Source organism: Saccharopolyspora sp. NFXS83 (genome assembly GCF_026241095.1).
In the GTDB taxonomy this organism is placed as follows: Bacteria; Actinomycetota; Actinomycetes; order Mycobacteriales; family Pseudonocardiaceae; genus Saccharopolyspora_C.
Genome location: NZ_JAPFGB010000009.1, coordinates 201121 through 225134, shown reverse-complemented (window position 1 = coordinate 225134; position 24014 = coordinate 201121). Strand labels below are relative to the sequence as shown.

General features: G+C 71.1%; 24 protein-coding genes. 18 read left to right on the top strand and 6 right to left on the bottom strand.

Annotated elements, in window-relative coordinates:
- Positions 1-50 precede the first annotated feature (50 nt).
- A complete protein-coding gene (locus tag OOZ19_RS12995) occupies positions 51-1121 on the bottom strand; it encodes a LysR family transcriptional regulator (protein WP_266090351.1) in 1071 nt (356 codons plus the stop codon).
- 124 nt (positions 1122-1245) lie between these two features.
- On the opposite strand from OOZ19_RS12995, the gene OOZ19_RS12990 reads away from it, so the two are divergent.
- Positions 1246-2406 carry a helix-turn-helix domain-containing protein gene (locus tag OOZ19_RS12990; protein WP_323055127.1) on the top strand — a complete coding sequence of 387 codons (1161 nt, stop codon included), beginning with the start codon at positions 1246-1248 and terminating at the stop codon, positions 2404-2406.
- A gap of 289 nt (positions 2407-2695) precedes the next feature.
- Here OOZ19_RS12990 and OOZ19_RS12985 read toward each other — a convergent pair whose 3' ends face one another.
- Positions 2696-3490, bottom strand: a complete 795-nt coding sequence (locus tag OOZ19_RS12985) for a S1 family peptidase (protein ID WP_266090349.1) — start codon at positions 3488-3490, stop codon at positions 2696-2698.
- Positions 3491-4408: 918 nt separating this feature from the next.
- Between OOZ19_RS12985 and OOZ19_RS12980 the strand changes: the two genes are divergently transcribed.
- The 5 genes from OOZ19_RS12980 to OOZ19_RS12960 are packed head-to-tail and all read left to right on the top strand — an operon-like array spanning position 4409 to position 10365.
- The gene (locus OOZ19_RS12980; protein WP_266090348.1) at positions 4409-5422 is read left to right on the top strand and encodes a histidinol-phosphate transaminase; all 1014 of its coding nucleotides are present in this window, start codon (positions 4409-4411) and stop codon (positions 5420-5422) included.
- Complete coding sequence (locus OOZ19_RS12975) at positions 5419-6444, top strand: polyprenyl synthetase family protein (protein ID WP_266090347.1); 1026 nt, start codon at positions 5419-5421, stop codon at positions 6442-6444. Before OOZ19_RS12980 ends, OOZ19_RS12975 begins: the two co-directional genes overlap by 4 nt.
- Positions 6445-6446: 2 nt before the next feature.
- Entirely contained in the window at positions 6447-7439 is a 993-nt protein-coding gene (locus tag OOZ19_RS12970; protein WP_266090346.1) for a UbiA family prenyltransferase, read from the top strand.
- On the top strand, positions 7436-9106 hold the full coding sequence (locus OOZ19_RS12965; protein WP_266090345.1) for a prenyltransferase/squalene oxidase repeat-containing protein: 1671 nt from the start codon (positions 7436-7438) through the stop codon (positions 9104-9106). Before OOZ19_RS12970 ends, OOZ19_RS12965 begins: the two co-directional genes overlap by 4 nt.
- Positions 9106-10365: an FAD-dependent oxidoreductase gene (locus tag OOZ19_RS12960; RefSeq protein ID WP_266090344.1), complete on the top strand. Its 1260-nt coding sequence runs from the start codon at positions 9106-9108 to the stop codon at positions 10363-10365. Before OOZ19_RS12965 ends, OOZ19_RS12960 begins: the two co-directional genes overlap by 1 nt.
- Positions 10366-10391: 26 nt before the next feature.
- Here the strand turns inward: OOZ19_RS12960 and OOZ19_RS12955 are convergent, their stop codons facing one another.
- Positions 10392-11402: a methyltransferase gene (locus OOZ19_RS12955; protein WP_266090343.1), complete on the bottom strand. Its 1011-nt coding sequence runs from the start codon at positions 11400-11402 to the stop codon at positions 10392-10394.
- Positions 11403-11641: 239 nt separating this feature from the next.
- On the opposite strand from OOZ19_RS12955, the gene OOZ19_RS12950 reads away from it, so the two are divergent.
- Positions 11642-12502, top strand: a complete 861-nt coding sequence (locus OOZ19_RS12950; protein WP_266090342.1) for a TauD/TfdA dioxygenase family protein — start codon at positions 11642-11644, stop codon at positions 12500-12502.
- Between the two features lie 311 nt (positions 12503-12813).
- Here OOZ19_RS12950 and OOZ19_RS12945 read toward each other — a convergent pair whose 3' ends face one another.
- On the bottom strand, positions 12814-13662 hold the full coding sequence (locus tag OOZ19_RS12945; protein WP_266090341.1) for an SMP-30/gluconolactonase/LRE family protein: 849 nt from the start codon (positions 13660-13662) through the stop codon (positions 12814-12816).
- A gap of 115 nt (positions 13663-13777) precedes the next feature.
- Here OOZ19_RS12945 and OOZ19_RS12940 point away from each other — a divergent pair, with 115 nt between their 5' ends.
- From OOZ19_RS12940 to OOZ19_RS12905, 8 genes are all read left to right on the top strand, one after another.
- Positions 13778-14404, top strand: a complete 627-nt coding sequence (locus OOZ19_RS12940; protein WP_416309427.1) for a rhomboid family intramembrane serine protease — start codon at positions 13778-13780, stop codon at positions 14402-14404.
- Positions 14401-15216, top strand: coding sequence for a glutamate racemase (gene murI, locus OOZ19_RS12935; RefSeq protein WP_266090340.1), 816 nt, complete (start codon positions 14401-14403; stop codon positions 15214-15216). Before OOZ19_RS12940 ends, murI begins: the two co-directional genes overlap by 4 nt.
- Positions 15213-15980: an MBL fold metallo-hydrolase gene (locus tag OOZ19_RS12930; RefSeq protein WP_266090339.1), complete on the top strand. Its 768-nt coding sequence runs from the start codon at positions 15213-15215 to the stop codon at positions 15978-15980. The genes murI and OOZ19_RS12930 overlap by 4 nt, the downstream gene beginning before the upstream one ends.
- 34 nt (positions 15981-16014) lie before the next feature.
- Positions 16015-16434: an Imm1 family immunity protein gene (locus OOZ19_RS12925; protein WP_266090338.1), complete on the top strand. Its 420-nt coding sequence runs from the start codon at positions 16015-16017 to the stop codon at positions 16432-16434.
- Between the two features lie 124 nt (positions 16435-16558).
- Entirely contained in the window at positions 16559-17314 is a 756-nt protein-coding gene (rph, locus tag OOZ19_RS12920; RefSeq protein ID WP_266090337.1) for a ribonuclease PH, read from the top strand.
- Positions 17311-17919 (top strand): RdgB/HAM1 family non-canonical purine NTP pyrophosphatase, encoded by a 609-nt coding sequence (gene rdgB / locus OOZ19_RS12915; protein WP_266090336.1) that lies wholly within the window; start codon positions 17311-17313, stop codon positions 17917-17919. The genes rph and rdgB overlap by 4 nt, the downstream gene beginning before the upstream one ends.
- Positions 17920-18575: 656 nt before the next feature.
- Positions 18576-18782, top strand: a complete 207-nt coding sequence (locus OOZ19_RS12910) for a hypothetical protein (RefSeq protein ID WP_266090335.1) — start codon at positions 18576-18578, stop codon at positions 18780-18782.
- 78 nt (positions 18783-18860) lie between these two features.
- Positions 18861-19619 (top strand): sulfite exporter TauE/SafE family protein, encoded by a 759-nt coding sequence (locus OOZ19_RS12905; protein WP_266090334.1) that lies wholly within the window; start codon positions 18861-18863, stop codon positions 19617-19619.
- A gap of 217 nt (positions 19620-19836) precedes the next feature.
- Here the strand turns inward: OOZ19_RS12905 and bcp are convergent, their stop codons facing one another.
- Together bcp and OOZ19_RS12895 are read right to left on the bottom strand one after the other, a co-directional pair.
- Positions 19837-20310, bottom strand: coding sequence for a thioredoxin-dependent thiol peroxidase (gene bcp / locus OOZ19_RS12900; RefSeq protein WP_266090333.1), 474 nt, complete (start codon positions 20308-20310; stop codon positions 19837-19839).
- Positions 20311-20380: 70 nt separating this feature from the next.
- Complete coding sequence (locus OOZ19_RS12895) at positions 20381-20683, bottom strand: hypothetical protein (protein WP_266090332.1); 303 nt, start codon at positions 20681-20683, stop codon at positions 20381-20383.
- Positions 20684-20817: 134 nt separating this feature from the next.
- On the opposite strand from OOZ19_RS12895, the gene OOZ19_RS12890 reads away from it, so the two are divergent.
- The 3 genes from OOZ19_RS12890 (at position 20818) to OOZ19_RS12880 (ending at position 23925) form a co-directional block, all read left to right on the top strand.
- On the top strand, positions 20818-22551 hold the full coding sequence (locus OOZ19_RS12890; RefSeq protein WP_266090331.1) for a pyruvate dehydrogenase: 1734 nt from the start codon (positions 20818-20820) through the stop codon (positions 22549-22551).
- Between the two features lie 333 nt (positions 22552-22884).
- Complete coding sequence (locus OOZ19_RS12885) at positions 22885-23733, top strand: helix-turn-helix domain-containing protein (protein ID WP_266090330.1); 849 nt, start codon at positions 22885-22887, stop codon at positions 23731-23733.
- Positions 23734-23925, top strand: coding sequence for a DUF397 domain-containing protein (locus tag OOZ19_RS12880; RefSeq protein ID WP_266090329.1), 192 nt, complete (start codon positions 23734-23736; stop codon positions 23923-23925).
- The last annotated feature ends 89 nt before the right edge of the window (positions 23926-24014 follow it).

Here is a 24014-nt window from a genome sequence, read left to right as displayed (position 1 = left end):
GAGACGACTCGGCGAACTCCTCGGCCACCCCGGCGGGCGCGGCGCGGCCGTCAGTACACAGTGGAGCGCGTAGCCCGGTTCTCGTTCCACTGGGAGTGCTGCCGGGCCAGTGCTTCCCACAAGCGGTTCAGCGGGTGCGCGCCGTCGTGCTGCTCGCGCTCGCCGCCCCGGGCGAAGGCGCCGACCAGCACCTCCAGCTTCGGCTCCAGATCGCCGAGCACGTCCAGCGTGCGCAGGCCGCGACCGTCGGGCAGCCGCCCGTCCATCGCCGCCTCCGCGACACCTCGGGTGACCAGCATGCAGCCGTGCAGCAGCCCGGAGCTGAGCAGTTCGAAGCCGTAGCGCACGTCGTCCACCTCGCCTGCCACGTTCAACGCGCCGCGGTAATCCGCGCCGAACCACCCGCGCAGGAACTCCGCGACGAGCCCGCTACCCGCGATGACCAGCGGCAGCCGCGGCAGCGCCGCCGCCCGCACCGCCGGCCCGGCCACCAGCCGCCGGTCGAGGTTCGTGACCAGGGTGAGCCCGCTGCGGCGCCACTCCAGCACGTCGAGCCCGTCCGGGTCGGCGCCGACGTGGGTGAGCGTGCTGCCGCAGACCAGGTCGACCTCGTTGGCGCGCAACGCTTCCAGCAGGTTCCGGGTCCGCAGGTGCACCACCTTCAGGTCCACGCCGTCGGCGCGGAAGTCCGCCGCGACCTGCTCCACCGCGGGCGTCAGGAAGCCGAGCGTGAACCGGGTGGTGCCCACCCGCAGCGAGCCGCCGACGCGCCGCCGGGAATCGGTGACGACCTCCAGCCAGTCGTCCAGGGTGTCCCGTGCCCGTTCGACCAGCGCCTCACCGGTCGCGGTGAACAGCGCGTCCTTGCCCCTGCCCTGCTTGAGCACGAGCGCTTCCCCGCACAGCTCCCGGAAGTTGCGGTTGAGGGTGTCCAGCTGCTTCTGCACGCTGGACTGCTCGCGCCCGAGCAACCGGGCCGCGGCCAGCGCGGTGCCCGCCTCGTGCACCACCACCAGCGTCCGCAGCTGGTCCAGCGTGGTGTCCAGCAGCGGTTGCGGAGCCAGCGCCCGCCGCTGCTCGCCTTCGGCCACTGCGATCTCGGAGGATCCGGGTAACGGCATGCGTCCTTCCACAGGTGCGGTGTCGCCCGCTCACGGCGTGATTCGACCGGTGCGCGCGCTGGGCGACTGACGGCCCTCCCCGAGGGGAGTCTATCCCCGGGAACTGATCTCGACTGCACGCCACATGTTCCTCGGGATTGTTCGCCGTTTCGCTGGAAACGGGTCGGCCGGTCGTGCCAACCTGATCACAGCGGCGCGGGGGAACGCCGCGAGGCATCCGGGGGGTCGGATGACCTGGGGGAAGCGGGGGCCCGGATTCCGGGTCCCCGCAACATCATTCACCGGATCGGCGCAGTGCCGCCTGCTCCGCGCGGGTTGTCCGGACCGCTCGCGAGTGCACGCGATGTCGGGAGTGCAGCGGTGTTCGGGTGGTTCACCAATACCTGATCGAGCGACGATTTTTCCGCCCCAGCACCATATTCTGACGTTCATGTCGAACTCTCCCCGTGCCCGAGCGTTAGCGGCCGAGGTCCGCAAGGTGCGCAAAGACAAAGGGATGTCCCAGGGAGTGCTCGCCGAACAACTCGGCTGGAGCATCGCGAAGATCAGCCGCATCGAAACCGCGCAGCGCGGCATCGGTGGCCCGGACCTCGCGGCGGTGCTGGCGGCGCTGAGAGTGCGCGGCAAACGCCGCGAGCAGCTGCTGACGATGGCGGAGGAACTGGGCCGGCCGTCCTGGTGGGAGGCGATGGCCGGGCTCTCCGCGCACACCCGCGCCTGCATCGACGCGGAGCAGCGCGCGACCCGGCTCACCGAGCTCAGCCTCGGCTACGTGCCCGTCCTGCTGCAGACCCGCGGCTACGCCACGGCGGTCTGCGCGGCTTCCGGTGGCAGCACCGGGGAAATCGACGAGCGGGTCAACGTTCGCCAGGTGCGCCAAGGGATCCTGCACAAGGCCACCCCGGTCGAGCTCACCGCCTACCTCGACGAATCGGTGCTGACCCGCCCGGTCGGCGGCCCCGCCGTCACCGGTGGGCAGCTGCGGCACCTGCTGCGCTGCGCGGAGGCGCCGAACATCACCGTGCGGGTGCTGCCCACGGATCTCGGGGTGCACGCGGGCCTCGGCGGCCCGTTCACGTTCATCGAGTTCAGCCACGGCATCGCGACCGTGCTGCTGGAGAGCCAGGAGTGCGGCCTGCTGCTGGACGGCCCCGAGCGGGTCGCGTCGTTCCGCGACTCGGTCGACGACCTGGACCGAGTGGCCCTCGGCGCGACCGAATCCCGAGCCCTCATCGTCGGCTACGCGGCGAAGTTCGAAGACCGCTCCCTCCGCCAACCCACTTGACCCCCGGCACAACGCGAAGCGGGGCGGCCCCGAAGGACCACCCCACCCCACGAACTCCCCGCAAAAAGCACTTGTCGTCGGCAGTTGTCTTGAATCAGTGTCTTGTCAGCGGCGAAGCCGCTGAGCAGCGCCCACCAGAGCAAGACGACCACCGGCGGGTTCTCAGCGGCTTCCTCGCGAGGACGGCTTTTTCCCTCGTGGCGGAGCCACTCGGGAAGAAGATCCCGCAGCGAGGAAGCCGCTGAGGTTCCGCCACCCGCCCGCGATTCAGAGCGAGCACGGAATTCGCTCAGCTGTTGATCTGCTCGGTGAGGACGTCGTTGTAGGCGCCGACCCGGGCGTACACGCCGGGCTTGCCGGGACGGGCGCAGCCTTCGCCCCAGGAGGTGACGCCGATGAGGCGGCCGTCGGCCACGATCGGGCCGCCGGAGTCGCCCTGGCAAGCGTCGACGCCGCCCTCGGGCAGGCCGGCGCAGACCATCGAGTCGGGGCTGTACTCGGCGTAGCCCGCCGAGCAGTCCGCGTCGGAGCTCACCGGCACGGTCGCCTGCTTGAGGTTGTCGGAGGTGGACCCGCCTTCGCTGGTGGTCCCCCAGCCGAGGATGGTGGCGTCGGTGCCGGGGGCGTAGCCGGCGTCGTCGGCGGTGGCGAGCTCGACCGGCGCTTCCTGCACCGGGGCGGCCAGGGTCAGCACGGAGACGTCGAAGCCTTGGGTGGCGTCGGTGTACTCGGGGTGCACCCACACGTTGCTGACCTCGGAGACGGTGCCTCCGGTGCCGCTGATGTTCGTCTGCCCGCTGAGGACGTTGATCTCGCTGGGCTGCGAGCCGGTGGTGCAGTGCGCGGCGGTGACGACCTTGGTCTCGGAGACCAGGGAGCCGCCGCAGAACTGCTGGCCGTCCGGCGTCAGGAGGGCGACGACGAACGGGTTGTCGGCGATGTCGGCGTCCTGGCCGCCGACGATGTACGGGGTGACGTCGGCCGGTTCGGCCTGCGCGGCCGAGACGGACACGGTGGCGGCGGCCGAGAGGGCGACCGCGACCACTCCGGCGAGCCGGGCCAGGCGACGGGGGGCAGCGACCATCTTGATCTCCTCGATCTCGAGTCCGGGGCGATGGGGCGGCCCGGACGTCGTCGGTTGTCGGGTGAACCGGAGCGCGCCGATTCGGTCCCGGCTCCTCCACGAAACGGGCCGGTGCCCGCCCCGCTGCCAAGAGGAAACTGTTCGCACCATAAGCGGAACGACATTCGACCCAAAAGTGCCGGTATTTGCCGTTTTCACAGTGATTGTTCGACAATCCACGATTCGCCCGGTCGGCGGTTTTCCGCGGATGTGGCGGCGCGCGGAATGGAACGAATACGGGAGGAGCCCCACTGGGAAGAACGGGGAAACCGGTCCGCGGCCCCGGCACGCCCCGAACGCACCGAGGCCGCGGACCGACCGCGACCAGTACTCCCGCCGGCCGCGGCTCAACCACCGGTCCCCGGACCGTGGCAAGCGCGCCCACCCGACCCCGACTGCCGCTGCGGCGAGCGCGCTGGGTTCCGGTGTACCGAACGACCGATGGAATATTCCAGAGCCGTTCGGGGGAGCCTGCCTCGAAGCGCGTTGAACTACTCGGGCTAGAGCGGCGCTGACCAGCGACATCAGCCGAGATCACAGATCAGTTGCAACCCGCGGCGCGACCCCCTCTCAGCCGGCCGCCGCGCGCCCCGCACGCGCGCGGGCGCCGGAACGCACCTCGCACCGCGCGGCGCGGGGTAGCACAGGCCACCCCGTCCGACGCCCCGCAGCGCACTGCCACAGAACGTTCAGGGAATTCCCTCAAAAAACGACCGGAATCAATGCGAAACACGATGATTACGTTCCGAGCTGAACGCGTCCTTGACACCGCACGCACGCGGAACTCAGTATTCGACGAGCATCACGAGCGGGTCGGCCCGAAACCGGCGGGCACCGCGCGGGGGCATAACATCCAGCGGCCAGAACGGGAATGGCACTGTGACCTCAATTGCGCACCAGCTCTCTCTGAACGAGAATTTCGCTCCCCCGCTGCCTGGCGTCAGAGAAGCCGCCGAAGCGACCCTCGGAGAACTCAACCTCACCCCGGACCCGTTCTCCACCGGACTGGTCCGGCGGATCGCCGAGCACCACGGCGTGCCCGCCGGGCAGGTGCTGGCCGGTGTCGGCTCCGGCGCGCTGCTGCAGCAGTTCCTCCAGGTCCACGCCGGTCCGGGCGCCGAAGTGGTGCACCCGTGGCCGTCGTTCGAGATGTACCCGCTGATGATCGGCAACGCCGGTGCGACCGCGGTCGGCGTGCCGCTGCGCGACGCCGCCCACGACCTGGACGCGATGGCCGCCGCGATCACCGAACGGACTCGGGTGGTGCTGCTGTGCAATCCGAACAATCCGACCGGAACGGTGCTCAGCGCCGGCGAGATCACGCGATTCCTCGACCGGGTTCCGCAGGACGTGCACATCGTGATCGATGAGGCCTACATCGACTTCACCGAGACCGGTTCGATTGCCGACGGGCTCGAACTAGCCCGAACGGACGAGCGGGTGACGGTCGCCCGGACCTTTTCCAAGTCCTACGGGTTGCTGGCGTTGCGCGTCGGATACCTGCTCGCCCCCGAATCGATTCTCGCGGCGTTGAAACCGAGCGCCCTGTTCTTCCGCGTCAGCGCCCCCGCGCAGGCCGCGGCGGTGGCCGCGCTCGACGCGACCGAGGTGATGCGCCGCCAGTGCGCGGAAGTCGCCACCGAACGCGACCGGCTCCGCGACGGGCTGCTGGCCTGCGGATTCGCCGTTCCGGCCAGCGGCGGGAACTTCCTGTGGCTGCCGCTGGGCGCGGAGAGCTCCCGGTTCGTCCACCTGTGCGCCGCCCACGACATCGTCCTGCGGGTGACCGCCGAGGCCGGGGTGCGCCTGACCGTCGGCACCGCGGAGGTCAACGACCTGGTGCTCAAGGTCGCCGCCGAATTCGCGGCCGAGCAGAGCGAGCCGACCCGATGACCGCGCGGATCACCGACGCCGCCGACGACCTGGCCGCCGGTCCCGAGGCCGTCATCGCCGCCTCCCCCATCGCCGCCGAGCTCCGCGCCGAACTGGAACGCCGCTGGGCCGCCGGCACCGACCACATCGGGGACATCGCGCGCTACGCGCTGCTCGCGCCGGGCAAGATGCTGCGCCCGCTGATGCTGGTGGCCACCGCGGAATCCGTCGGCGGCGACCGCGCGGCGGTGCTGCCCGCGGCGCTGTCCGTCGAGTACCTGCACGTGGCTTCGCTCGTGCACGACGACATCATCGACGGCGACGAACTGCGCCGCGGCCGACCGTCGGTGCCCGCGAAGTTCGGCGTCGCCGACGCCATCGTCACCGGCGACGCGCTGATCCTGGGCCTGTTCGACACTCTCGCCGAATGCGGGCTGCCCGCCGAGGCGGTGCTGGGCGCGGTGCGCGCGGTCGCCGTCGCGGGCGTCGACCTCTGCCGCGGACAAGCGCTGGAAGCCGAACTCTTGCGAGATCCGGCATGCCCGCCGGAGCGGTACCGGCGGATGGCGGCGCTGAAGACCGGCGCGCTGTTCCGGGCGGCGTGCCGATCGGGCGCGCTCCTCGGCGGCGGCACCGCGGAGCAGGTCGAGGCCGCCACCCGGTTCGCCGAGCGGGTAGGCGCGGCCTTCCAGATGCGCGACGACCTGCTGCCCTACCTGGCCGACAGCAGCGTCACAGGCAAGTCCGCCGACAGCGACGCGGGCAACATGCGCCCCACCTTCCCGGTGATCGTGGGCCACCGGATGGCGGGGCCCCGGGACCGCGCGGTCCTCGTCGACGCGCTCAGCGGCACCCGGTCGCCCGCGGAGTCCTTCGCGCTGCTGCGGGAAGTCCTGGATCGCCTCGGCGCCGTCGAGCACGCCGCGGAGCAGGCCGAGGACGAGATCCGCCGGGCGCACGACGAGCTCGGCGCGCTGCCCGGAGCGGAGGGCACCCGGCTGCTCGCGGCGGTGGCGGACCTCGCGATCCACCGGGACCGCTAGCCGTGGCGGCGTCGACATCCGCGCTGCGCCGCGGAATCCGGGCGCACGTGGAGACGTGGCGGCCGTACACGACCTGCTATCCCGCCATGATCGGTTCGGCGGGCGCGGCGCTGGCCGGTGGCACCTGGGGCGTGCAGGTGATCGCGGCCGTGGTGGTGCCGACCTTGGGGTGGCTGTCCGGGCACTACCTGGGCGACTACTTCGACCGCGAGCTGGACGCCATCGACAAGTCGCAGCGCCCCATCCCCTCCGGCCGGTTGTCCGCGCGCACCGCGGTGGTCTGCGGAGTGGCGTGCGCGGTGGCGGCGACGGTGCTCACGCTGCTGGTGAACTGGCACGCGCTGGTCCTGGTGGTGGTCGCGACCGGCGGCATCGTCGCCTACAGCAGGTTCTGCAAGGCGCGCGGCCTGTCGGGGAACCTGGTGCGCGGCGCGTTGACCGCGCTGGCGCTGGCCGTCGGCGCGCTGCTCGCTGCGGATCGGTTGCCGTGGACGATCGCCGTGTTCGCGCTGGTCCTCCTGCTGCACGACGCGGCCTCGAACTTGGTCGGCACGATGCGCGACGTCGAAGGGGACCGGGCGGGCGGCTACCGGTCGGTGCCGGTCCGCAGCGGGATCCGGACCGCCGTGCGGATGTCGTTCGGGCTGTACGCCGCGGCGATGCTGATCGTGCTGGGAGCCGCGGACTTCGTGCCGGACCCGACCGGCTACTACCTGCTGGCGGCGCTGGCGGCCTGCGCCGGTACGGCCGCGTTCTCGCTGCTGTTCGAGCACGTCGACGATTTGCCGCCGCGGAAGGCGCTGCAGGCGCACAAGATCCTCGTCGCGGAGCGGCTGGTCCTCACGGCCGCGCTGATCGCGGGAGGCGCCGGCGCGTGGATCGCGCTGGCGGTGCTGGTGCCCGCGCTGGTGTTCAGCCTCAGCACCCAGGCCGCGCTGCGCACCGGCCACGAGTTCCCGCCCCCGATGGAACAACGGAAGGCGACGCTGCCATGACGACCCTGCAGGCCGAGGAGATCTCCCGCGTGATCGGCGCCGCGGCGGAGGCGGTGTTCGCCGTGCAGCGGCCGGACGGCGTGTTCGACTACGGCGGCGACGGCCTGACGTCCACGTTGAGCACGGTGGGCGCGGTCAGCGCGCTGCACTTCGCCGATCCGCACGGTTCGGCGGACCTGATCGAGCGGGGCGTGGCGTGGCTGCGCGAGCGGCAGTCCCCCGGCGGCGGCTGGAGCATGATCCCCGGTGAGCCGGACGAGCCGGGCCCGACGGCGGTGGCCGCCGCGACGCTGCACCTGGTCGCTCCGGACGACGCGGCGGACGCGGTCGCGGCGGGCCTGCGCTGGATGCGGGAGTTCGGCGGGCTGGAGGCGATCCCGCATCCCGAGGTGACCGCGTGGTGCCGCCAGTTCTACTCGTTCGTCGGCTGGCTCGAAATCGACGAGATGCGGCGCTTCCCGTTGGAGCTGACCTTGCTGCGCGGGCCGTTCCAGCGGCTATTCGACCTGCGGGCGCCGATGGTGTGCGCGCTCGGCCTGGCGCAGGCGGCGCACCGCAAGCAGACGCCGCTGACCCGGCTGCTGGCGAAGGCGGGCACCCCGCGCGCGCTGTCGATCATCCGGCAGGTCTACGAGCACGAGGGCAGCACCGGCGGCTGGTGCGAGGACGCCTGGGTGACGGGCCTGATCTGCGGTGGCCTGGCGCGCGCCGGGCTCGGCGAGGACATGGTCGCGGGCGCGGTGCGCTGGTTCCGGGAGCAGGCCAACGCCGACGGTTCGTGGAACAGCGGGCCGCTGGAGCTGACCTGGTCGATGTACGCGGCGGGCGGCCTGCTGGAGGCCGGGTACGCGACCGACGAGCGGCTGCTGGCGACCCGCGAGATCTTCCTGCGCGACCAGCAGGACCGGCCGTTCACCGCGTTCGGCTGCCCGCCGGGCTTCTGGGGCTGGTCGGGTGCTCGCGGCTGGCCCGCCTCGCTGGAGACCGGCGAGATCATGTCCGCGCTGGTGCGCTACCCCGGCGACCGGCACCGGCCCGCCGTGGACGCCGGGGCGGCCTGGCTGCTCGCGCAGCAGGACACCCGCGGCTCGTGGGGGTTGTGCGTGCGGAACACGAAGGTCGCCAACAGCGGCCCCTGCCCGCACATGACGGTGCAGTCGCTGGACGGACTGCTGGACTCCGGGGTGCCCGCGAGCGATCCGCGCGTCCAGAAGGCCGTGACCTGGTTGCAGAGCGCGCAGCGACCGGACGGCAGCTACGAATCCGTCTGGTACCGGATGCACACGGCGGGCACCTCGGCGGTGCTGCAGACGCTGGTGCGCGCCGGTGCGGGCGACTCCGAAGCCGCGCGCGGGGCGCGGGACTGGCTGGTGCGCGCCCAACTCTCCGACGGCTCCTGGGGAACCGGCGGCGACGAGCCCGGCACCGTCGAGGAGACGGCCTGGGCCGTCGGCGCGCTGCTGGTGGCGGGCTCGGGCACCGAGAACGCCGAGGTCCGGCGCGGCGTGCGCTGGCTCGTCGACGCCCGCCGCGCCGACGGTTCCTGGCCGGCCGGCCCCGTCAACGAGTACGTGCGCCACGTGTCCCGCTACTCGAACCGGGCACTGGCCAACGGGTTGGCGCTGCGCGCGCTCGCCCGCTACCGCGACCGCGCTGGGAGGGACTGATGGACGCCGACGTGGTGGTGTGCGGTGCCGGGGTCGGCGGGCTCGCCGCGGCCTGCGCGCTGAGCACTCGCGGTTTCCGGGTGCTGCTGCTGGAGAAGCAGGCCGAACCGACCCGGGTGGCGAAGGGCGAGGTGCTGCAACCCGGTGCGCTGCGGGTGCTGCGGGACTGGAACGTGGCGCAGCGGCTCGAACTGCGCGGCGGGCTGCGGCTGGCGCGGTTGGTGGCGCGCGATTCGGGCGGGGCACCGCTGATGGCGCTGGACTACGAGCGGCTGCGCGACGAGGAGCGGTGGCTGCTCGCCCACGACTACCCCGTGATCTTGGAGGCGCTGGCGGACCGGCTCGACGGCTCCGTGGAGTTCCGCCGCGGCGTGCTCGTGCGCGATCTGCTGCGCGACGACACCGGCCGCGTCGACGGGGTGCGGATCAGCGAAGGCGGGCAGGAGCGCGACGTGCACGCGAAGCTCGTCGTCGCCGCCGACGGCCTCTCGTCGCGGCTGCGCAAGGCCGCCGGGATCGCCGTGCAGCGCGACGAGTACCCGCACCGGCTGGCCGCGTTCGACATCGCCGACGCGCCGCAGGTCGAACAGGACTTCTCGGCGTACGTGAGCGAACTCGGGCTGCGGCTGCGCTACCCGCTTCCCGGCGGGCGCGTCCGCCTCTACGTGCAGGTCCGGCCCGATGAGCTGCGCGGGCTCGACGAGGACGGCATGGCCCGCTGGATCGAGCGGCTGGTGCTCGGCACGCCCGCGCTGCAACCGCTCGCCGATGCGCTGCGGGCGAGCGCGGCGAACCGGCAGGTGCTGCCGGTGTCCCGATTCCTCGCGCCCAGCCTGGGAATTCCGGGGCTGGCGCTGGTCGGCGAGACGGGCCACGCGGTGCACCCGATGGCGGCGCAGGGCATGAACACCTCCATCACCGACGCCGAGAGCCTCGCCGGGCACCTCGGCACCGGCGAGCTCACCGCCGCCTCGGTGGACGCGGGAATCCGCTCGTACCAGGCCGAACGACTCCCCGAGCTGGTCCACATCGGGCAGACGAGCCACAACGCGGCGCGGATGATCACGGACCTGTCCTGGGCGGGACGGGTCGTGGGGCGACGCGCCCTGCGGTTCACCGGCGGCAACGACCGGCTGCGCTACACCGTCATGCACAACATGGCCGGGCTCGGACAGCACCAGCTGTCGTTGCTCGACCGGCTGCACCAGGTGGGAGTGCTGCCCGACCCGCGGGCCCGGCGGCTCCCGGCCTGGGCATGAGCGCCGCCCAGGCCGGGAGCGGTCCGCTAGGCGGCTTCGCACTCCACGAGCACCAGCCCGCCGTCCCAGCTGCTGCTGCCGCGCACCGCGAGGCCCGCTTCGGCGGCCAGCACCTCGAAGTCCCGCACGGACCGCTCGCGACCGCCGAGCAGCGACAACGACTGGAGGTCGAACGAGGAGTTGTTCTTCGCGTGCTCCTCCCCGGCCAGCACCTCCACCACGAGGACGCGGCCACCGCTGCCGGCGGCCTCGGCGCAGCGGCGCAGGATGCGCACCGCGTCGGCGTCCGGCCAGTCGGTGAGCACCCGCGACACGATGTACCTGTCGTAGCCCGCGGGCAGCTCGTCGAAGAAGCTGCCCGGCACGAACTCGGCGCGGTCGCGCACCCCGGACCCGTCGAGCGCCTCCGCGGCCTCGGCGGCCACCGGCGGCAGGTCCAGCACCGCACCCTCCAGGTGCTGCTGCCCGCGCAGCACCTCGACCAGCAGCGCCCCCACCCCGCCACCGATGTCGATCACGTTCTTGACCGGCGCCCAGTCGTACTCGGCGGCCAGCAGCGGACCGGTCTGCCAGGCGTGCGCGGCCATGATCGCGCCGAAGAAGCCTCGCAGGGCGTCGTCGCGCTGGTAGTCGTCCCAGAACGGCACGCCGTGCACCGGCTCGTAACCGGACCGGCCGGTGCGCACCGAATGCGCCATGCCCGCGTAGGCCAGGTCCATCTTCGCGCCCGGACCGTCCAGGGCCAGCCACTTCTTCTGCCAGGCGCTCTCCTCCCCCAGCAGGTGCCGGGAGACGTCGGTGAGCGCGAAGCCGCCGCCCTGCTCGGCGATGAACCCGATCGCCACCAGGTGCCGCAGCAACCTCGCCAGCGAATCGGCGTCCGTCCCGGTGGCCGCGGCGAGTTCGGCGAGCCCCGTGGTGCCCTCCGCGATCCGGTCCGGCACGCCGAGCGTCACCGCCGCGCGCACCGCGAACGGGGTGGCGAGATCGGTCAGCGCCGCCAACCGCGCGCCGGGATCCGTGGTCTCCGAAGCCATACTGGTGCACTCCTGTTCCTGCTGCGAATGCGTGCGCTCATGCCGCGGGCGCCGTCGCCGCGCGAACTCAGAGCAAGGGGGAAATCGCCGCCGGAAACCGATTCCGGCACCGCGAGCATCGCACCGCATTCCATTGCGGGTCAAGAATTTTCGCCACCACGGGCAGCGCGCACTCGAATCGCTGATCCGCCATTCCGCACGCGCATTGTTCTCAGTTCCACCGAGAAAGGGTCGTCATCATGGTTGCTCCCATTCAGGACACCGACCTGGAGGTCCGCCCCATCAGCGGCGCACTCGGCGCCGAGGTCCGCGGCATCGACCTGAACGACCTCTCCGACCAGGCCTTCCAGCAGGTCCACGAGCTGCTGCTCGAACACCTCGTGCTGTTCTTCCCCGAGGCGGCCGGGCTCAGCCCGCAAGCGCACATCGACTTCGGCAAGCGCCTCGGCGAACTCGAAGTGCACCCCTTCCTGCCGAAGCTGGACGGGCACGACGAAATCGTCGTGCTCGATTCCGCGCAAGGAGCCAAGGCCGACGTCTGGCACACCGACGTCACCTTCAGCCCCACCCCGCCCGTGGCCTCCATCCTGCAAATCGTGCAATGCCCCCCGTTCGGCGGCGACACGATGTGGAGCAACCAGTACCTCGCCTACGAAGCGGTCTCGGAACCACTGCGGGAAATGCTGGACGGCCTCACCGCGATCCACGTATTCGAGCACCCCAACGGCTCGTTCCGCAGCGAAGCCGAACACCCCGTGGTTCGGGTGCACCCCGAGACGGGCCGGCGCTCGCTGTACGTCAACCGCATGTTCACCCGCCGCATCCCGCAGCTCGACGCGACCGAGAGCGACCTGCTGCTGCGGCACCTCTACACCCTCGTCGAGCACCCGAGCCACGTGTGCCGCTTCCGCTGGACGACCGGGGCCATCGCCATGTGGGACAACCGCGCCACCCAGCACTACGCGATCAACGACTACGCGGAGCGACGCGTGGGCCAGCGCGTCACCATCCTCGGCGACACCCCCACCGGTGATACCCCCCGCTGGCCCCACCACGACGGCGCCCACTCCGCAGCCACCACCCTCCGCGCCCGATCCTGACCCGGATTCGAGTGAACGGACCGTTCGTCCAACCGGACTGGGCGAACGGTCCGTTCACTCAACCCGTCCGGCGCTCTCCGCTTCCGGCCACGCCGTGGTCGACCAGGGGTTCTGAAGAAGTGAACGGACCGTTCGTCCAACGAGATTGGATGAACGGTCCGTTCACTCCATCCCAAGCACTGCGGGCGGGCCCCTTCGCGTTCGCCGGGGCGATGGGAGTGGGTGAACGGACCGTTCGTCCAACGGGATTGGACGAACGGTCCGTTCACTCCGCTCCGCGGACGCGACCGGGCGGGTCGGTGGGATGGGGGTCAGCCGGCGAAGGTGTGGGAGCGGAGGCCGGTTCCGGCGTCGGGCAGGACCAGCACCGAGCCGTCCGCCGGGGCGGGATCGGTGACGCCCTCGCGGGCGGTGGTGATGTACAGGTCGGTGAGGTCCTCGCCGCCGAAGCAGCACCCCGTCGGCCGCTGCGACGGCAGCGGCACCGTCCGGTCCAGGCGCCCGTCCGGCGCGTAGCGGCGCACCTCGCCGCGGTCCTGCACGGCGACCCACACGCCGCCCTCGACGTCGGTGCACAGCCCGGCGGGTTCGCCGTCCACCTCGAACGCCGGGCGCCGCTCGGAGGCCGCGCCGGTCACGGGGTCGACGGTGAGCGCGTCGACGCGCCGGGTCGCGCCGTCGACGAAGTACAGGACGGTGTCGTCGGGACTCCAGGCCAGCCCGTTGCCCGCGGAGATCCCGTTGAGCACCACGTGCGCCGCGCCTCCGGCGTCGACCCGCACGAGCCAGCCGTCGCCGTGCTCGCCCTCCGGCACGGTGTTGGCCCACGCCCGACCGCACGCGTCGACGGTGGTCTCACCGCCGCGGAACCCGTCGCGGGCCCAGAAGGTGAGCCAGGTGCGGCGTTCCCCGTCGGAGTCGTAGAGCGCGATGCCCTCGTCGAAGTGCAGCAGCAGCCCGCCGCGCGACCGCGGTTTTGCGGCGCTGACCTGCTGCGGCACCTCCATGGAGTGGTCGGTGTCGTCGGGCGCGTAGCGGTGCACGGTGCGGGACCGGAGGTCGGTCCACAGCAGGCTCGCGGTCCCGGCGTCCCAGGTGGGCCCGTGCCCGAACAGCGCTTCGGCTTGCACGGCCTGCTCGGCCCGTGCGGTGGTGTGCACCGCTCATACCTCCAGGGATCAGCTTCGGCGACGGTGCGGGAGCCTATCTGGCGCGATTGGCGGTTCGGGGTCATCCCCGAGTCACCGCTGACCCGATCCGCGTAATCTCGAAAAGGTGACGAATCAGCCAGAACGGCAGCGACCGCGCGTCCTCCCGCGGAAGCCGTTGCGCGCGGCGGTGCAGATGACGTTCATGGTGGCGGTGCTCTGGGCTCTTGAGCTCTGGGACCAGCTGAACGGGGAACGGCTGGACCAGTACGGCATCGAGCCGCACCGCATCGACGGGCTGGACGGAGTCCTGTGGGCTCCGCTGCTGCACGCCGGTCTCCCGCACCTGATGTCGAACACGATCCCGCTGCTGGTGCTGGGCTGGTTGCTGCTGGCCAACGGGGCGCGCCAGTTCGTCGCGGTGACGGCGACGGTGTGGATCGTCGCCGGTCTCGGCACCTGGCTGATCGCCGATGGCGGGACGCACGTCGGCGCGTCCGGCGTGGCCTTCGGCTGGATGGTGTTCCTGCTGGTACGCGGCTTCTTCGTGCGCAGCTTCGCGCAGATCCTGGTGGCCGTGGTGCTGTTCTTCTACTGGGGCGGGATGTTGTGGGGCGTGCTGCCCACCCAGCCGCAGATCTCCTGGCAGGGACACTTGTGCGGTGCGCTGGGCGGGCTGCTCGCGGCGTGGCTGGTGGCGCGCAGCACTCGTCGCGGGGCTGAGAAGGCCGCGCCTGGCACACTGTCGGCGTGACGAACGCGCCGATCGGGATCTTCGACTCCGGGGTCGGCGGGCTGACCGTCGCCAGGGCCGTGCTGGACCAGTTGCCGGGCGAAGCGATCCGCTACGTGGGGGACACCGCGAACGCGCCGTACGGTCCGATGCCGCTGGCCGAGATCCGCGCCCGCACCCTCGCCATCACCGACTCGCTCGTCGAGGACGGGGTGAAAGCACTGGTCATCGCGTGCAACACCGCGTCGGCGGCGTGCTTGCGCGATGCCCGCGAGCGCTACGACGTCCCGGTCGTGGAAGTGGTGCTGCCCGCGGTGCGCCGCGCCGTCGCCACCACCCGCAACAACCGGGTCGGGGTGATCGGCACCCAGGCGACCATCCGCTCCCGCGCCTACGACGACGCGTTCACCGCCGCGCCCCAGGTGCGGCTGACCACGGCCGCCTGCCCCCGGTTCGCGGACTTCGTGGAGCGCGGCATCACCAGCGGTCGCCAGGTCCTCGGCTTGGCGCAGGGCTACCTGGATCCGCTGCAGCAGGCGGACGTGGACACGCTGGTGCTGGGCTGCACGCACTACCCGATGCTCACCGGGGTGCTGCAGATCGCGATGGGCGATCAGGTGACGCTGGTGTCCAGCGCGGAGGAAACGGCGAAAGACGTGGTCCGGGTACTCACCGAACAGGACTTGTTCAGCGGGCAACCCGATCCGACGCACGAATTCAGCGCAACGGGTGAGCCGGAGCGTTTCGCGAAACTGGCGTCGCGCTTCTTGGGTGGTCCGATCTCCATAACCGAGTCCGTGAAGCCCTTCGCCATGTCAGGCTCATCGGTGTGAAGCTGACGATTCTGGGGTGCTCGGGCAGCCTGCCCCGTCCGGACTCACCCGCCTCCGGTTACCTCGTCGAAGCCGAGGGGACGCGGATCGCACTCGACCTCGGCAACGGCACGGTCGGCGCGTTGCAGCGCCACCTGGACCCGTTCGACCTGAACGGTCTGTTCCTGAGCCACCTTCATCCGGACCACTGCTCGGACTTCGGGGCGCTCACGGTGCTGCGCCGCTACCGCCCGAACCCGCCGTACGACCCGGCGGCGCACCGGCTGCGGGTGTTCGGCCCGCCGGAGACGCAGGATCGGCTGACCCGGCTGTACGCGCCCAACGCCGCGGAGCTCGCGGACACCGACCTCGCCGACGTGTACGACTTCGAGGGTTTCGACGAACCCGCCGAAGTGGGACCGTTCCGGGTGACGGCGCTCCCGGTGGACCACCTCTGCCCGGCCTGGGGTTTCCGGGTGCGGACCGCGGACCGCGTGCTCGCCTACACCGGTGACACCGGGCCGTGCGCGGCGTTGGAGGAGCTGGCCCGCCGCGCGGACGTGCTGCTTGCGGAGGCGTCCTGGACCGACTCCCCGGATCGCCCCGACGGGGTGCACTTGTCGGGCAGGCAGGCCGCCCGCGTCGCGAAGCGAGCCGGGGTGCGGCAACTGCTGCTGACCCACCTGCAACCGTGGACGGACCGGCAGGAGATCCTTCGGGAGGCGACCGAGGAGTTCGACGGGCCGGTGGAGATCGTCGAGGCCGGTCAGAGCCATTCGATCTGAACGAGCGGCGGCGTTCGCGGTGGAAGGGGAAACGATGACGATCACTGCGGTGTGGTCGATCGCGTCGACGGCGGACGTGAACGCGGGCGACGGGCTCAGCATCACCGAGCCGGGCGAGGTCGACGACCTGATCCGGCGGCTGGCGGAGCCGAACGCGGGCCCGGCGACGATCTGGCACGAGGGCAGGGAGCTGGCCGACTCGGCCACCGGCATGCTCGACCACGACGTGGTCGCCGCCGTGTCCGGAGGCTTCGGCTACCTGAGCCACTTCGACGTCGACCACGACTACGCCGTGCTCGACGGCGACCCGTCCTCCCCCGGCTTGTCCGGTGAGGACGCCGAATTCCCGGCGGGCAGCGGAGTCGATCCCGCGGTGCTCGCGGCGGCGCTGCGGGACTTCCTGGAGACGGGGCGGCGCCCGAAGGTCGTCGACTGGCGCACGGTCGACTGGTAGCGCTGCCCGCCTGCTCAGGCGGACCACGCCGGAAATCGCGGCGGCACCGCCGAGCGGCGCGGCGCGGAGGCCGCCGGGACCCGCCGCGCGACTCGCCGCGAACGGACTCGTTAGGGTGGGCCGCGTGGCGAGAGCGGACGGGCGGAGCGACGACGCGCTCCGGGAAGTGCGAATCACCCGTGGCTATCAGGATTGGCCCGCCGGGTCGGTCCTGGTGGAGTTCGGGCGGACACGCGTGTTGTGCGCGGCGAGCGTGCAGGACGGGGTGCCGCGCTGGCGCTCCGGGTCCGGCCTCGGCTGGGTCACCGCCGAGTACGCGATGCTGCCTTCCGCGACGAACACCCGCGGGGTGCGCGAGTCCGTGAAGGGCCGCATCGGGGGGCGCACCCACGAGATCAGCAGGCTCATCGGCCGTTCGCTGCGCGCCTGCATCGACCTGGCGGCGCTGGGCGAGAACACCATCGCCCTGGACTGCGACGTCATCCAGGCCGACGGCGGCACCCGCACCGCGGCGATCACCGGCGCGTACGTGGCCCTCGCCGACGCCATCACCTGGCTGAGCTCGGCGGGCAAGCTGTCCGACCCGAAGCCGCTGTCCTGCTCCATCGCCGCCGTCAGCGTCGGCGTGGTGGACGGCCGCGTGCGGCTGGACCTGCCCTACGAGGAGGATTCGCGCGCCGAGGTCGACATGAACGTGGTCGCCACCGACCACGGCACCCTCGTCGAAGTGCAGGGCACCGGCGAAGGCGCCACGTTCACCCGCTCCACGCTCGACACGATGATCGACTTCGCGTTGAACGGTTGCGCCGAGCTGGCCCGCAAGCAGACCGAGGCGCTGGCCGCGCCCTACCCCGGCGAACTGCCCGGCGGCGCCAAGTGAGCCGGGTCCTGCTCGCGACCCGCAACGCGAAGAAGCTCGTCGAGCTGCGGCGGATCCTCGAAGCCGAGGGCGTCACCGGCGTGGAGGTCATCGGCCTCGACGCGGTACCGGAGTTCCCCGAGGCCCCCGAGACGGGCGCGACGTTCGAGGACAACGCCCTCGCGAAGGCCGCCGACGCGGCCCGCGCCACCGGGCTCCCCGCGGTCGCCGACGACTCCGGCCTGAGCGTGGACGCGCTCAACGGCATGCCCGGAGTGCTCTCCGCCCGCTGGTCCGGCAAGCACGGCGACGACCAGGCCAACCTGGACCTGCTGCTCGGCCAGATCCACGACGTCCCCGACGAGCGGCGCGGCGGCGCGTTCGTGTCGGCGGCGGCCCTGGTGCTGCCGGACGGCACGGAAACCGTGGTGCGCGGCGAATGGCCCGGCACCGTGGCCCGCGCCGAACGCGGCACCAACGGCTTCGGCTACGACCCGATCTTCGTCCCCGAAGGCGAGACCCGAACGGCGGCGGAGCTGTCGGCGGAGGAGAAGGACGCTGACTCGCACCGGGGTCGGGCCCTGCGGCTCCTGCTGCCGACGCTGCGAGACCTGGCGGGCCAGTAGCGGTAGGCGATCTCGCACCAGGACCGCACCGTCTCCCAGCGATGCGGTCACGCACCTCGGTTCACGCGCCTTCCTCCGAGCCGTGGGACGACGTCGCATCGAGCCGCTCGTCCTGCGCCTCCAGCGGATGCTCCGGCGCGCTCCGCGAGGCCTTCCGAACCGGTTCGCCGGCCCCTGATCCTGTTCGCCGCGCAGTCGCCCCCCCGCCGGGTGAATCGGTGTCGGCGTCATGCGGATGGCGGAGTCGTTCGGCGGCTTCGGGTAGTGCTGGCGGCGAGCCGGGGGAATCGTGCGGCGCCGATCCGCACCAGCTTCGCCGAGAGGTGCGGCGGCAGCGGGGTGTGACGTCGATGACCTGCGGAGAACTTGCTCCTGGAAAGTCGTAACGACCCTGCGTGAGCGGGCGAAGTGCCGAGTGGGCCCGGCGATCGGAACCAGGCCTGAACACCTCGCAAGCAGGGCGGGATGATGCTCGACCCCGCTCCTCCGGGAACGCGAGCCGCGAACCGGCCGCACTTCCCGACGGCCCCGCGCGGTCCCGGCCGGTGGGGACGACGCCGGGCCGCGAGCACACCAGCGGCCGGGCCCCACCGGGCGGATCACCGCACCCCGTGGTCCGCTCGGCCATCCGTTGCTCTCGTCGCAGGAGACCCTTGATGAAGCCCTGGCTCGTGTACGCGTCCGTCGGCATCGCCTCCGCCGCCGTCACCTTCAGCGTCCTCACCGTGCTGCACGCCGCGAACTCGCTCGGCGCGCCCGCACCGCGCCGCGCGGCGGCCGGTGATCCGGTGGACATCGGTGAAGAGGTGCCGCACCTAGCGGAGTCGGCGGGCGCCTGCCCGGCGCTCGTCGCGCACAGCTGACGCCGGCGAGCAAGATCCTCTTGTGATGGCGGTCGCCCCGAGCGCCGGAGAGCGACCGGTGGCGGTTAGGTTCCGCTGGTGTTCAGCGAATGGATAGAGCTGGTGGTGCTGGTCGTCGTCGGATTCCTGTCCGGCGCGATCAACGCCGTCGCCGGCGGCGGCTCGCTGCTGGTGTTCCCGGCGCTGCTCGCCACCGGCATGCCGCCACTGGTCGCGAACGTCACGAACTCGGTGGCGCAGGGGCCGGGGTTCGTCGGCGCCGCCGTCAGCCAACGCGACGACCTGAAGGGCACCCCGCGACGGCTGCTGTGGACGTCGCTCGCGGCGGGCGCCGGCTCCGTGATCGGCTGCGTGCTGCTGCTCGTGCTGCCGGGCGAAGTGTTCGACGCCGTCGTTCCCGCGCTGGTCGGGCTGTCCGCGGTGCTGATGGCGTTCCAGAACACGATCAAGCGATGGCTCGGGCACCCGGACGAGGGCGAACCGGACCGGACGGTGTGGCTCACCGTCGGGATCTTCTTCGCTTCGATCTACGGCGGCTACTTCGGCGGAGCTCGCAGCGTCATCCTCATCGCGATCCTGGTGCTCGCGGTGAACGACTCCATGCGGCGGCTCAACGCGCTCAAGAGCTGGCTCGGGCTGATCGGCAGCGCCGTGACGTTCGTGGTGTACGCGCTGATCGCGCCGGTCGACTGGACCGCGGTGCTGATGCTGGTGCCGACGACGGTGCTCGGCGGCTTCGTCGGCGGCAAGATCGCCCAACGGCTCCCCGCGACCCTGCTGCGCTACCTGGTAGTGGTCATCGCCGCCGGAGTAGCCGTCTACATGACCCTCGACTGACCCACTCGGAGTGAACGGACCCTTCGTCCAACGAGATCGGACAAGCGGTCCGTTCACCCCGGAAACCTTCCCTCCCGGTGCGATGCGGCCACACCGGCCAGCAGGATCGAGTGAACGGACCCTTCGTCCAACGGGATTGGGCGAAGGGTCCGTTCACTTGGAGCGGGCATGAGAAAAGGGGACGTCTCCGGGCGGAGGCGTCCCCTTTTCGCGGGGGTCAGACGTTGAGGTCTTTGCGGAGGCGTTCGACGTGGCCGGTGGCCTTGACGTTGTACAGCGCCTTGTCGATCTCGCCTTCGGGGCCGACGACGAAGGTCGAGCGGATCACGCCCTGCACGACCTTGCCGTAGTTCTTCTTCTCCCCGAACGCACCCCACGCGGTCATCACCGATTTGTCCACATCGGACAGCAGCGGGAAGGTGAGGCCTTCGGCGTCGCGGAACTTCGCGAGCTTCTCCGGCTTGTCGGGTGAGATGCCGACGACGTCGAATCCGGCGTCGTCGAGCTCCGCCAGGCTGTCCCGGAAGTCGCAGGCCTCCTTGGTGCAGCCCGGAGTGCTCGCCGCGGGGTAGAAGTAGACGACCAGGGACCGGCCCCGGTAGTCGGCCAGCGCCACGGTCTTGCCGTCGGCGTCCGGCAGGGAGAAGTCGGGCGCGGCGTCGCCCGGTGAGAGTCGCTGCTGTTCGCTCATGGCTCGACGTTAGTCCACGCGGAGGACCCCGTTCGCCTGGGCGGCCACCGACCGCCCAGGCCGCGCGGGATCAGGGCAGTCGAGGCGTGCTCTCCGGCACCGTCTGCGAGACGGTGTTCACGGAAACGGCCTCTTCCTGATCGTCCGAGGCGATGAACCCACCGAACAACAGCCCGGCCAATGCCGAGGCGGTCACGGACAGCGCGCAAACGGTGTAAAGGCGCAGGCTCACCGTTTTTCCTTCCCTGCTGGGGTTTTCGAGGAACTCGTCGACGTCGACTACAGGGTGATCGTCGGCTGAGGGGGAGACGTTACCCCTTTCCCCCGAACGGGCGGTGAACGTCGTGCTACGGCCCGCACTCGTCTTCGACACGGCGGTCGTCCGCGCCGGAACCGCCATGGGTCGGCCCGCCACGCACGCCGAGCCGCCGGCAGCGGTGAAGTTGCGGGCTCGCACCGCCCCGCGTAGACGGGAGGAACCAGCAACCCGACGTACCGGGAGAGCGCATGCCGACCGTGGCCGACCAGTTCATCGAAGTGCTCGTGCAAGCAGGAGTACAACGGATCTACGGGATCGTCGGGGACAGCCTCAACCCGGTGGTGGACGCGGTCCGCCGCACCGAGGGCATCGAGTGGGTTCACGTCCGGCACGAGGAGGCGGCGGCGTTCGCGGCCAGCGCCGAAGCCCAGCTCACCGGGCGTCTGGCGGTCTGCGCGGGAAGTTGCGGGCCGGGCAACCTGCACTTGATCAACGGGCTCTACGACGCGCATCGCAGCAGTGCACCGGTGCTCGCACTGGCCTCCCATATCCCGTCGGAGCAGATCGGCACCGGCTTCTTCCAGGAAACCCACCCGGAGGAGCTGTTCAACGAGTGCAGCCACTTCTGCGAACTGCTCTCCCAGCCGGAGCAGATGCCGCGGCTGCTGCGCAGCGCGATGCAGACCGCCGTCGGGCACCGCGGGGTGTCGGTGCTGGTGCTGCCGGGCGACGTCGCGCACAAGTCGGCCGCTCGCCCCACCGGCAGCGGCACGGTGCACTCCGAGCCGCCGACGGTGGTGCCCTCGCCCACGCAGGTGGACAAGCTCGCCGAGTCGCTGAACTCGGCGGAGCGGGTGATGTTGTTCTGCGGCGCGGGAACCCGCGGCGCGCACCACGAGGTGATGGAGCTGGCGGGCGCGCTGCACTCCCCGGTCGGGCACGCGCTGCGCGGCAAGGAGTGGATCCAGTACGACAACCCCTACGACGTGGGCATGAGCGGTCTGCTCGGCTACGGCGCCTGCCAGCAGGCGATGCAGAAGGCGGACCGGGTGGTGCTGCTGGGCACCGACTTCCCGTACGACAACTTCCTGCCGCAGGCCAACACCGTCCAGGTCGACATCGACCCGACGCACCTGGGAAGGCGCACGGTGCTGGACCTGGCGGTGCAGGGCGACGTGCGGGAGACGATCCGGGCGGTGCTGCCGAAGCTGCGGCAGAAGACCGACCGGAGCTTCCTGGACCGGATGCTGCGCGAGCACGCGGACCAGTTGGAGCAGGTCGTCGAGTCCTACACCACGAACGTGGAGAACCAGGTCCCGATCCACCCGGAGTACGTCGCCGACGTGCTCGACGACCTGGCCGCCGAGGACGCCGTGTTCACCGTGGACACCGGGATGTGCAACGTGTGGGCGGCCCGGTACGTCAGCCCGAACGCGCACCGGCGGGTGCTGGGCTCGTTCGTGCACGGGTCGATGGCCAACGCCCTGCCGCAGGCGATCGGCGCGCAGGTCGTCGACCGGGGCAGGCAGGTCATCTCGATGTCGGGTGACGGCGGGTTGTCCATGCTGCTGGGAGACCTGTTCAGCCTCCGCACGCATCGGCTGCCGGTGAAGCTGGTGGTGTTCAACAACTCCTCGCTGGGCATGGTGAAGCTGGAGATGCTGGTGGACGGGATGCCGGATTTCGGCACCGACCACGATTCGATCGACTTCGCGGCCGTGGCCGCCGCGGCGGGGATCCATTCGGTGCGGGTGGACAAGCCCGCTCAGGTGCGCGATGCGCTGGCGGGGGCGCTGGCGCATCCGGGGCCCGCGCTCGTCGACGTGGTCACCGACCCGAACGCGCTGTCCATTCCGCCGCGGATCACCGGTACCCAGGTGAAGGGTTTCGCGCTGGCGGTGAGCCGGACGGTGCTCTCCGGCGGGGTGGGAAAGATGGTGCAGCTGGCGCGCAGCAACCTGCGCAACGTTCCCCGGCCATGACCGGCGGCGGGGCGGGCGTCACTCGTCTCAGGAGGGCGGTCCCCGCACGCTCGCCCCGGTTCGTCGCTCTGAGTGAGCGCTTTCCGCGATCTTGCGGATCGATCCCCCCATGTCGACTCGGTCTGGCATCTGAGCAGGACTCGGCCGGGAAACCCAGGTCCCGCACCAGGACCGAGACCGCGCGGGACCGCCGCCGGGGCCGGCCGCTGGAACGCTCGCCGGGCGTTCGGAGGGCCGATTCGGGCCTGGGGGCACGCCTCGAATCCGGCCGGGCGGATGTCGGTTGGGTGACACGATGGTGACGCTCGGTTCGCAGGGTGGACACTGATCTCCATGACAGTGAGTCCCACGGTGCGCCGTCGCCGCCTCGCCGCGGAGCTGCGCAGGCTTCGAGGGCTGGCGGAGGTCACGCAGCAGCAGGCCGCCACCCACCTCGGTTGCACCCAGGCGAAAATAGGCAGATTCGAAACGGCGAAGCGCTCGCCCTCCATCGGAGACGTCAGCGCTCTGCTGGACTTCTACGCCGTCAACGGCGCCGAACGCGAGCAGTTGATCAACCTGGCCAGAGACGCGCGCAAGCGCGGCTGGTGGCACTCCTACAGCGACGTGCTGCCCGAGTGGTACGAGACGTACGTCGGTCTGGAGGCCGAGGCCTCGTCCATGCACACCTGGGAGTCGGAAGCCGTCCCCGGGCTGCTGCAGACCGCGGAGTACGCCTACGCCATCACCAGATCCACTTTGATCCGGGCCAACGAACCGGAGATCGGGCGCCGCGTGGAGCTGCGGATGCAGCGCCAGGACCGGATCACCGGTTCTCAGCCCTTGGACCTGTGGGCCGTAATCGGCGAAACGGCGTTGCGACGCGGAGTGGGCGGTTCGGCCGTATTGCGCCGCCAGTTGGAGCACTTGCTCACTTTGGCGGAACTGCCGAACGTGACGCTGCAGGTCATGCCGCTGGACGCGGGCGCACATCCCGCGCAGGCAGGTCCATTCGTCATCCTGCGCTACTCCAATCACGTGGATCCGGATGTCGTCTATCTGGAAACCCACGTGGGCGGGTTATACCTCGAACGAGATAACGAGCTGTCCAAATACGTGACGATGATGGACCATCTACGCGCACACGCGATCGACCCGGAAGGGTCTATTCAAGTGATTCACGAGCGCATAGGAGAGCTGTAGATGGAATACCTCACGGGTTGGCGGACCAGCACCCGTAGCACGCACCAAGGGCAATGCGTGGAGGTCGGCTTCGGGGTCGGGCGCATCGGCGTGCGCGATACGAAGGACCGACCGGGTGGCTACTTCGCCGTCGAGCCCGCGCGGTGGGAGGACTTTCTCGGAGTCCTCAAGCGCGGCGAGTTCGACCGCTGACCCTGGATTGACCGCGCCCTCCGGCCGCACCGGCCGCGTCGCGGGAACCAACTGAAGAACCGAGCGGGTGGCACGATCCGCACCCGCTC

What these genes read in the sequence shown, in the direction of transcription:
- OOZ19_RS12995 (WP_266090351.1), bottom strand. Translation starts at nt 1,121, where the DNA reads ATGCCGTTACCCGGATCCTCCGAGATCGCAGTGGCCGAAGGCGAGCAG.
- OOZ19_RS12990 (WP_323055127.1), top strand. Translation starts at nt 1,246, where the DNA reads ATGTTCCTCGGGATTGTTCGCCGTTTCGCTGGAAACGGGTCGGCCGGT.
- OOZ19_RS12985 (WP_266090349.1), bottom strand. Translation starts at nt 3,490, where the DNA reads ATGGTCGCTGCCCCCCGTCGCCTGGCCCGGCTCGCCGGAGTGGTCGCG.
- OOZ19_RS12975 (WP_266090347.1), top strand. Translation starts at nt 5,419, where the DNA reads ATGACCGCGCGGATCACCGACGCCGCCGACGACCTGGCCGCCGGTCCC.
- OOZ19_RS12965 (WP_266090345.1), top strand. Translation starts at nt 7,436, where the DNA reads ATGACGACCCTGCAGGCCGAGGAGATCTCCCGCGTGATCGGCGCCGCG.
- OOZ19_RS12960 (WP_266090344.1), top strand. Translation starts at nt 9,106, where the DNA reads ATGGACGCCGACGTGGTGGTGTGCGGTGCCGGGGTCGGCGGGCTCGCC.
- OOZ19_RS12955 (WP_266090343.1), bottom strand. Translation starts at nt 11,402, where the DNA reads ATGGCTTCGGAGACCACGGATCCCGGCGCGCGGTTGGCGGCGCTGACC.
- OOZ19_RS12950 (WP_266090342.1), top strand. Translation starts at nt 11,642, where the DNA reads ATGGTTGCTCCCATTCAGGACACCGACCTGGAGGTCCGCCCCATCAGC.
- OOZ19_RS12925 (WP_266090338.1), top strand. Translation starts at nt 16,015, where the DNA reads ATGACGATCACTGCGGTGTGGTCGATCGCGTCGACGGCGGACGTGAAC.
- OOZ19_RS12910 (WP_266090335.1), top strand. Translation starts at nt 18,576, where the DNA reads ATGAAGCCCTGGCTCGTGTACGCGTCCGTCGGCATCGCCTCCGCCGCC.
- bcp (WP_266090333.1), bottom strand. Translation starts at nt 20,310, where the DNA reads ATGAGCGAACAGCAGCGACTCTCACCGGGCGACGCCGCGCCCGACTTC.
- OOZ19_RS12890 (WP_266090331.1), top strand. Translation starts at nt 20,818, where the DNA reads ATGCCGACCGTGGCCGACCAGTTCATCGAAGTGCTCGTGCAAGCAGGA.
- OOZ19_RS12885 (WP_266090330.1), top strand. Translation starts at nt 22,885, where the DNA reads ATGACAGTGAGTCCCACGGTGCGCCGTCGCCGCCTCGCCGCGGAGCTG.
- OOZ19_RS12880 (WP_266090329.1), top strand. Translation starts at nt 23,734, where the DNA reads ATGGAATACCTCACGGGTTGGCGGACCAGCACCCGTAGCACGCACCAA.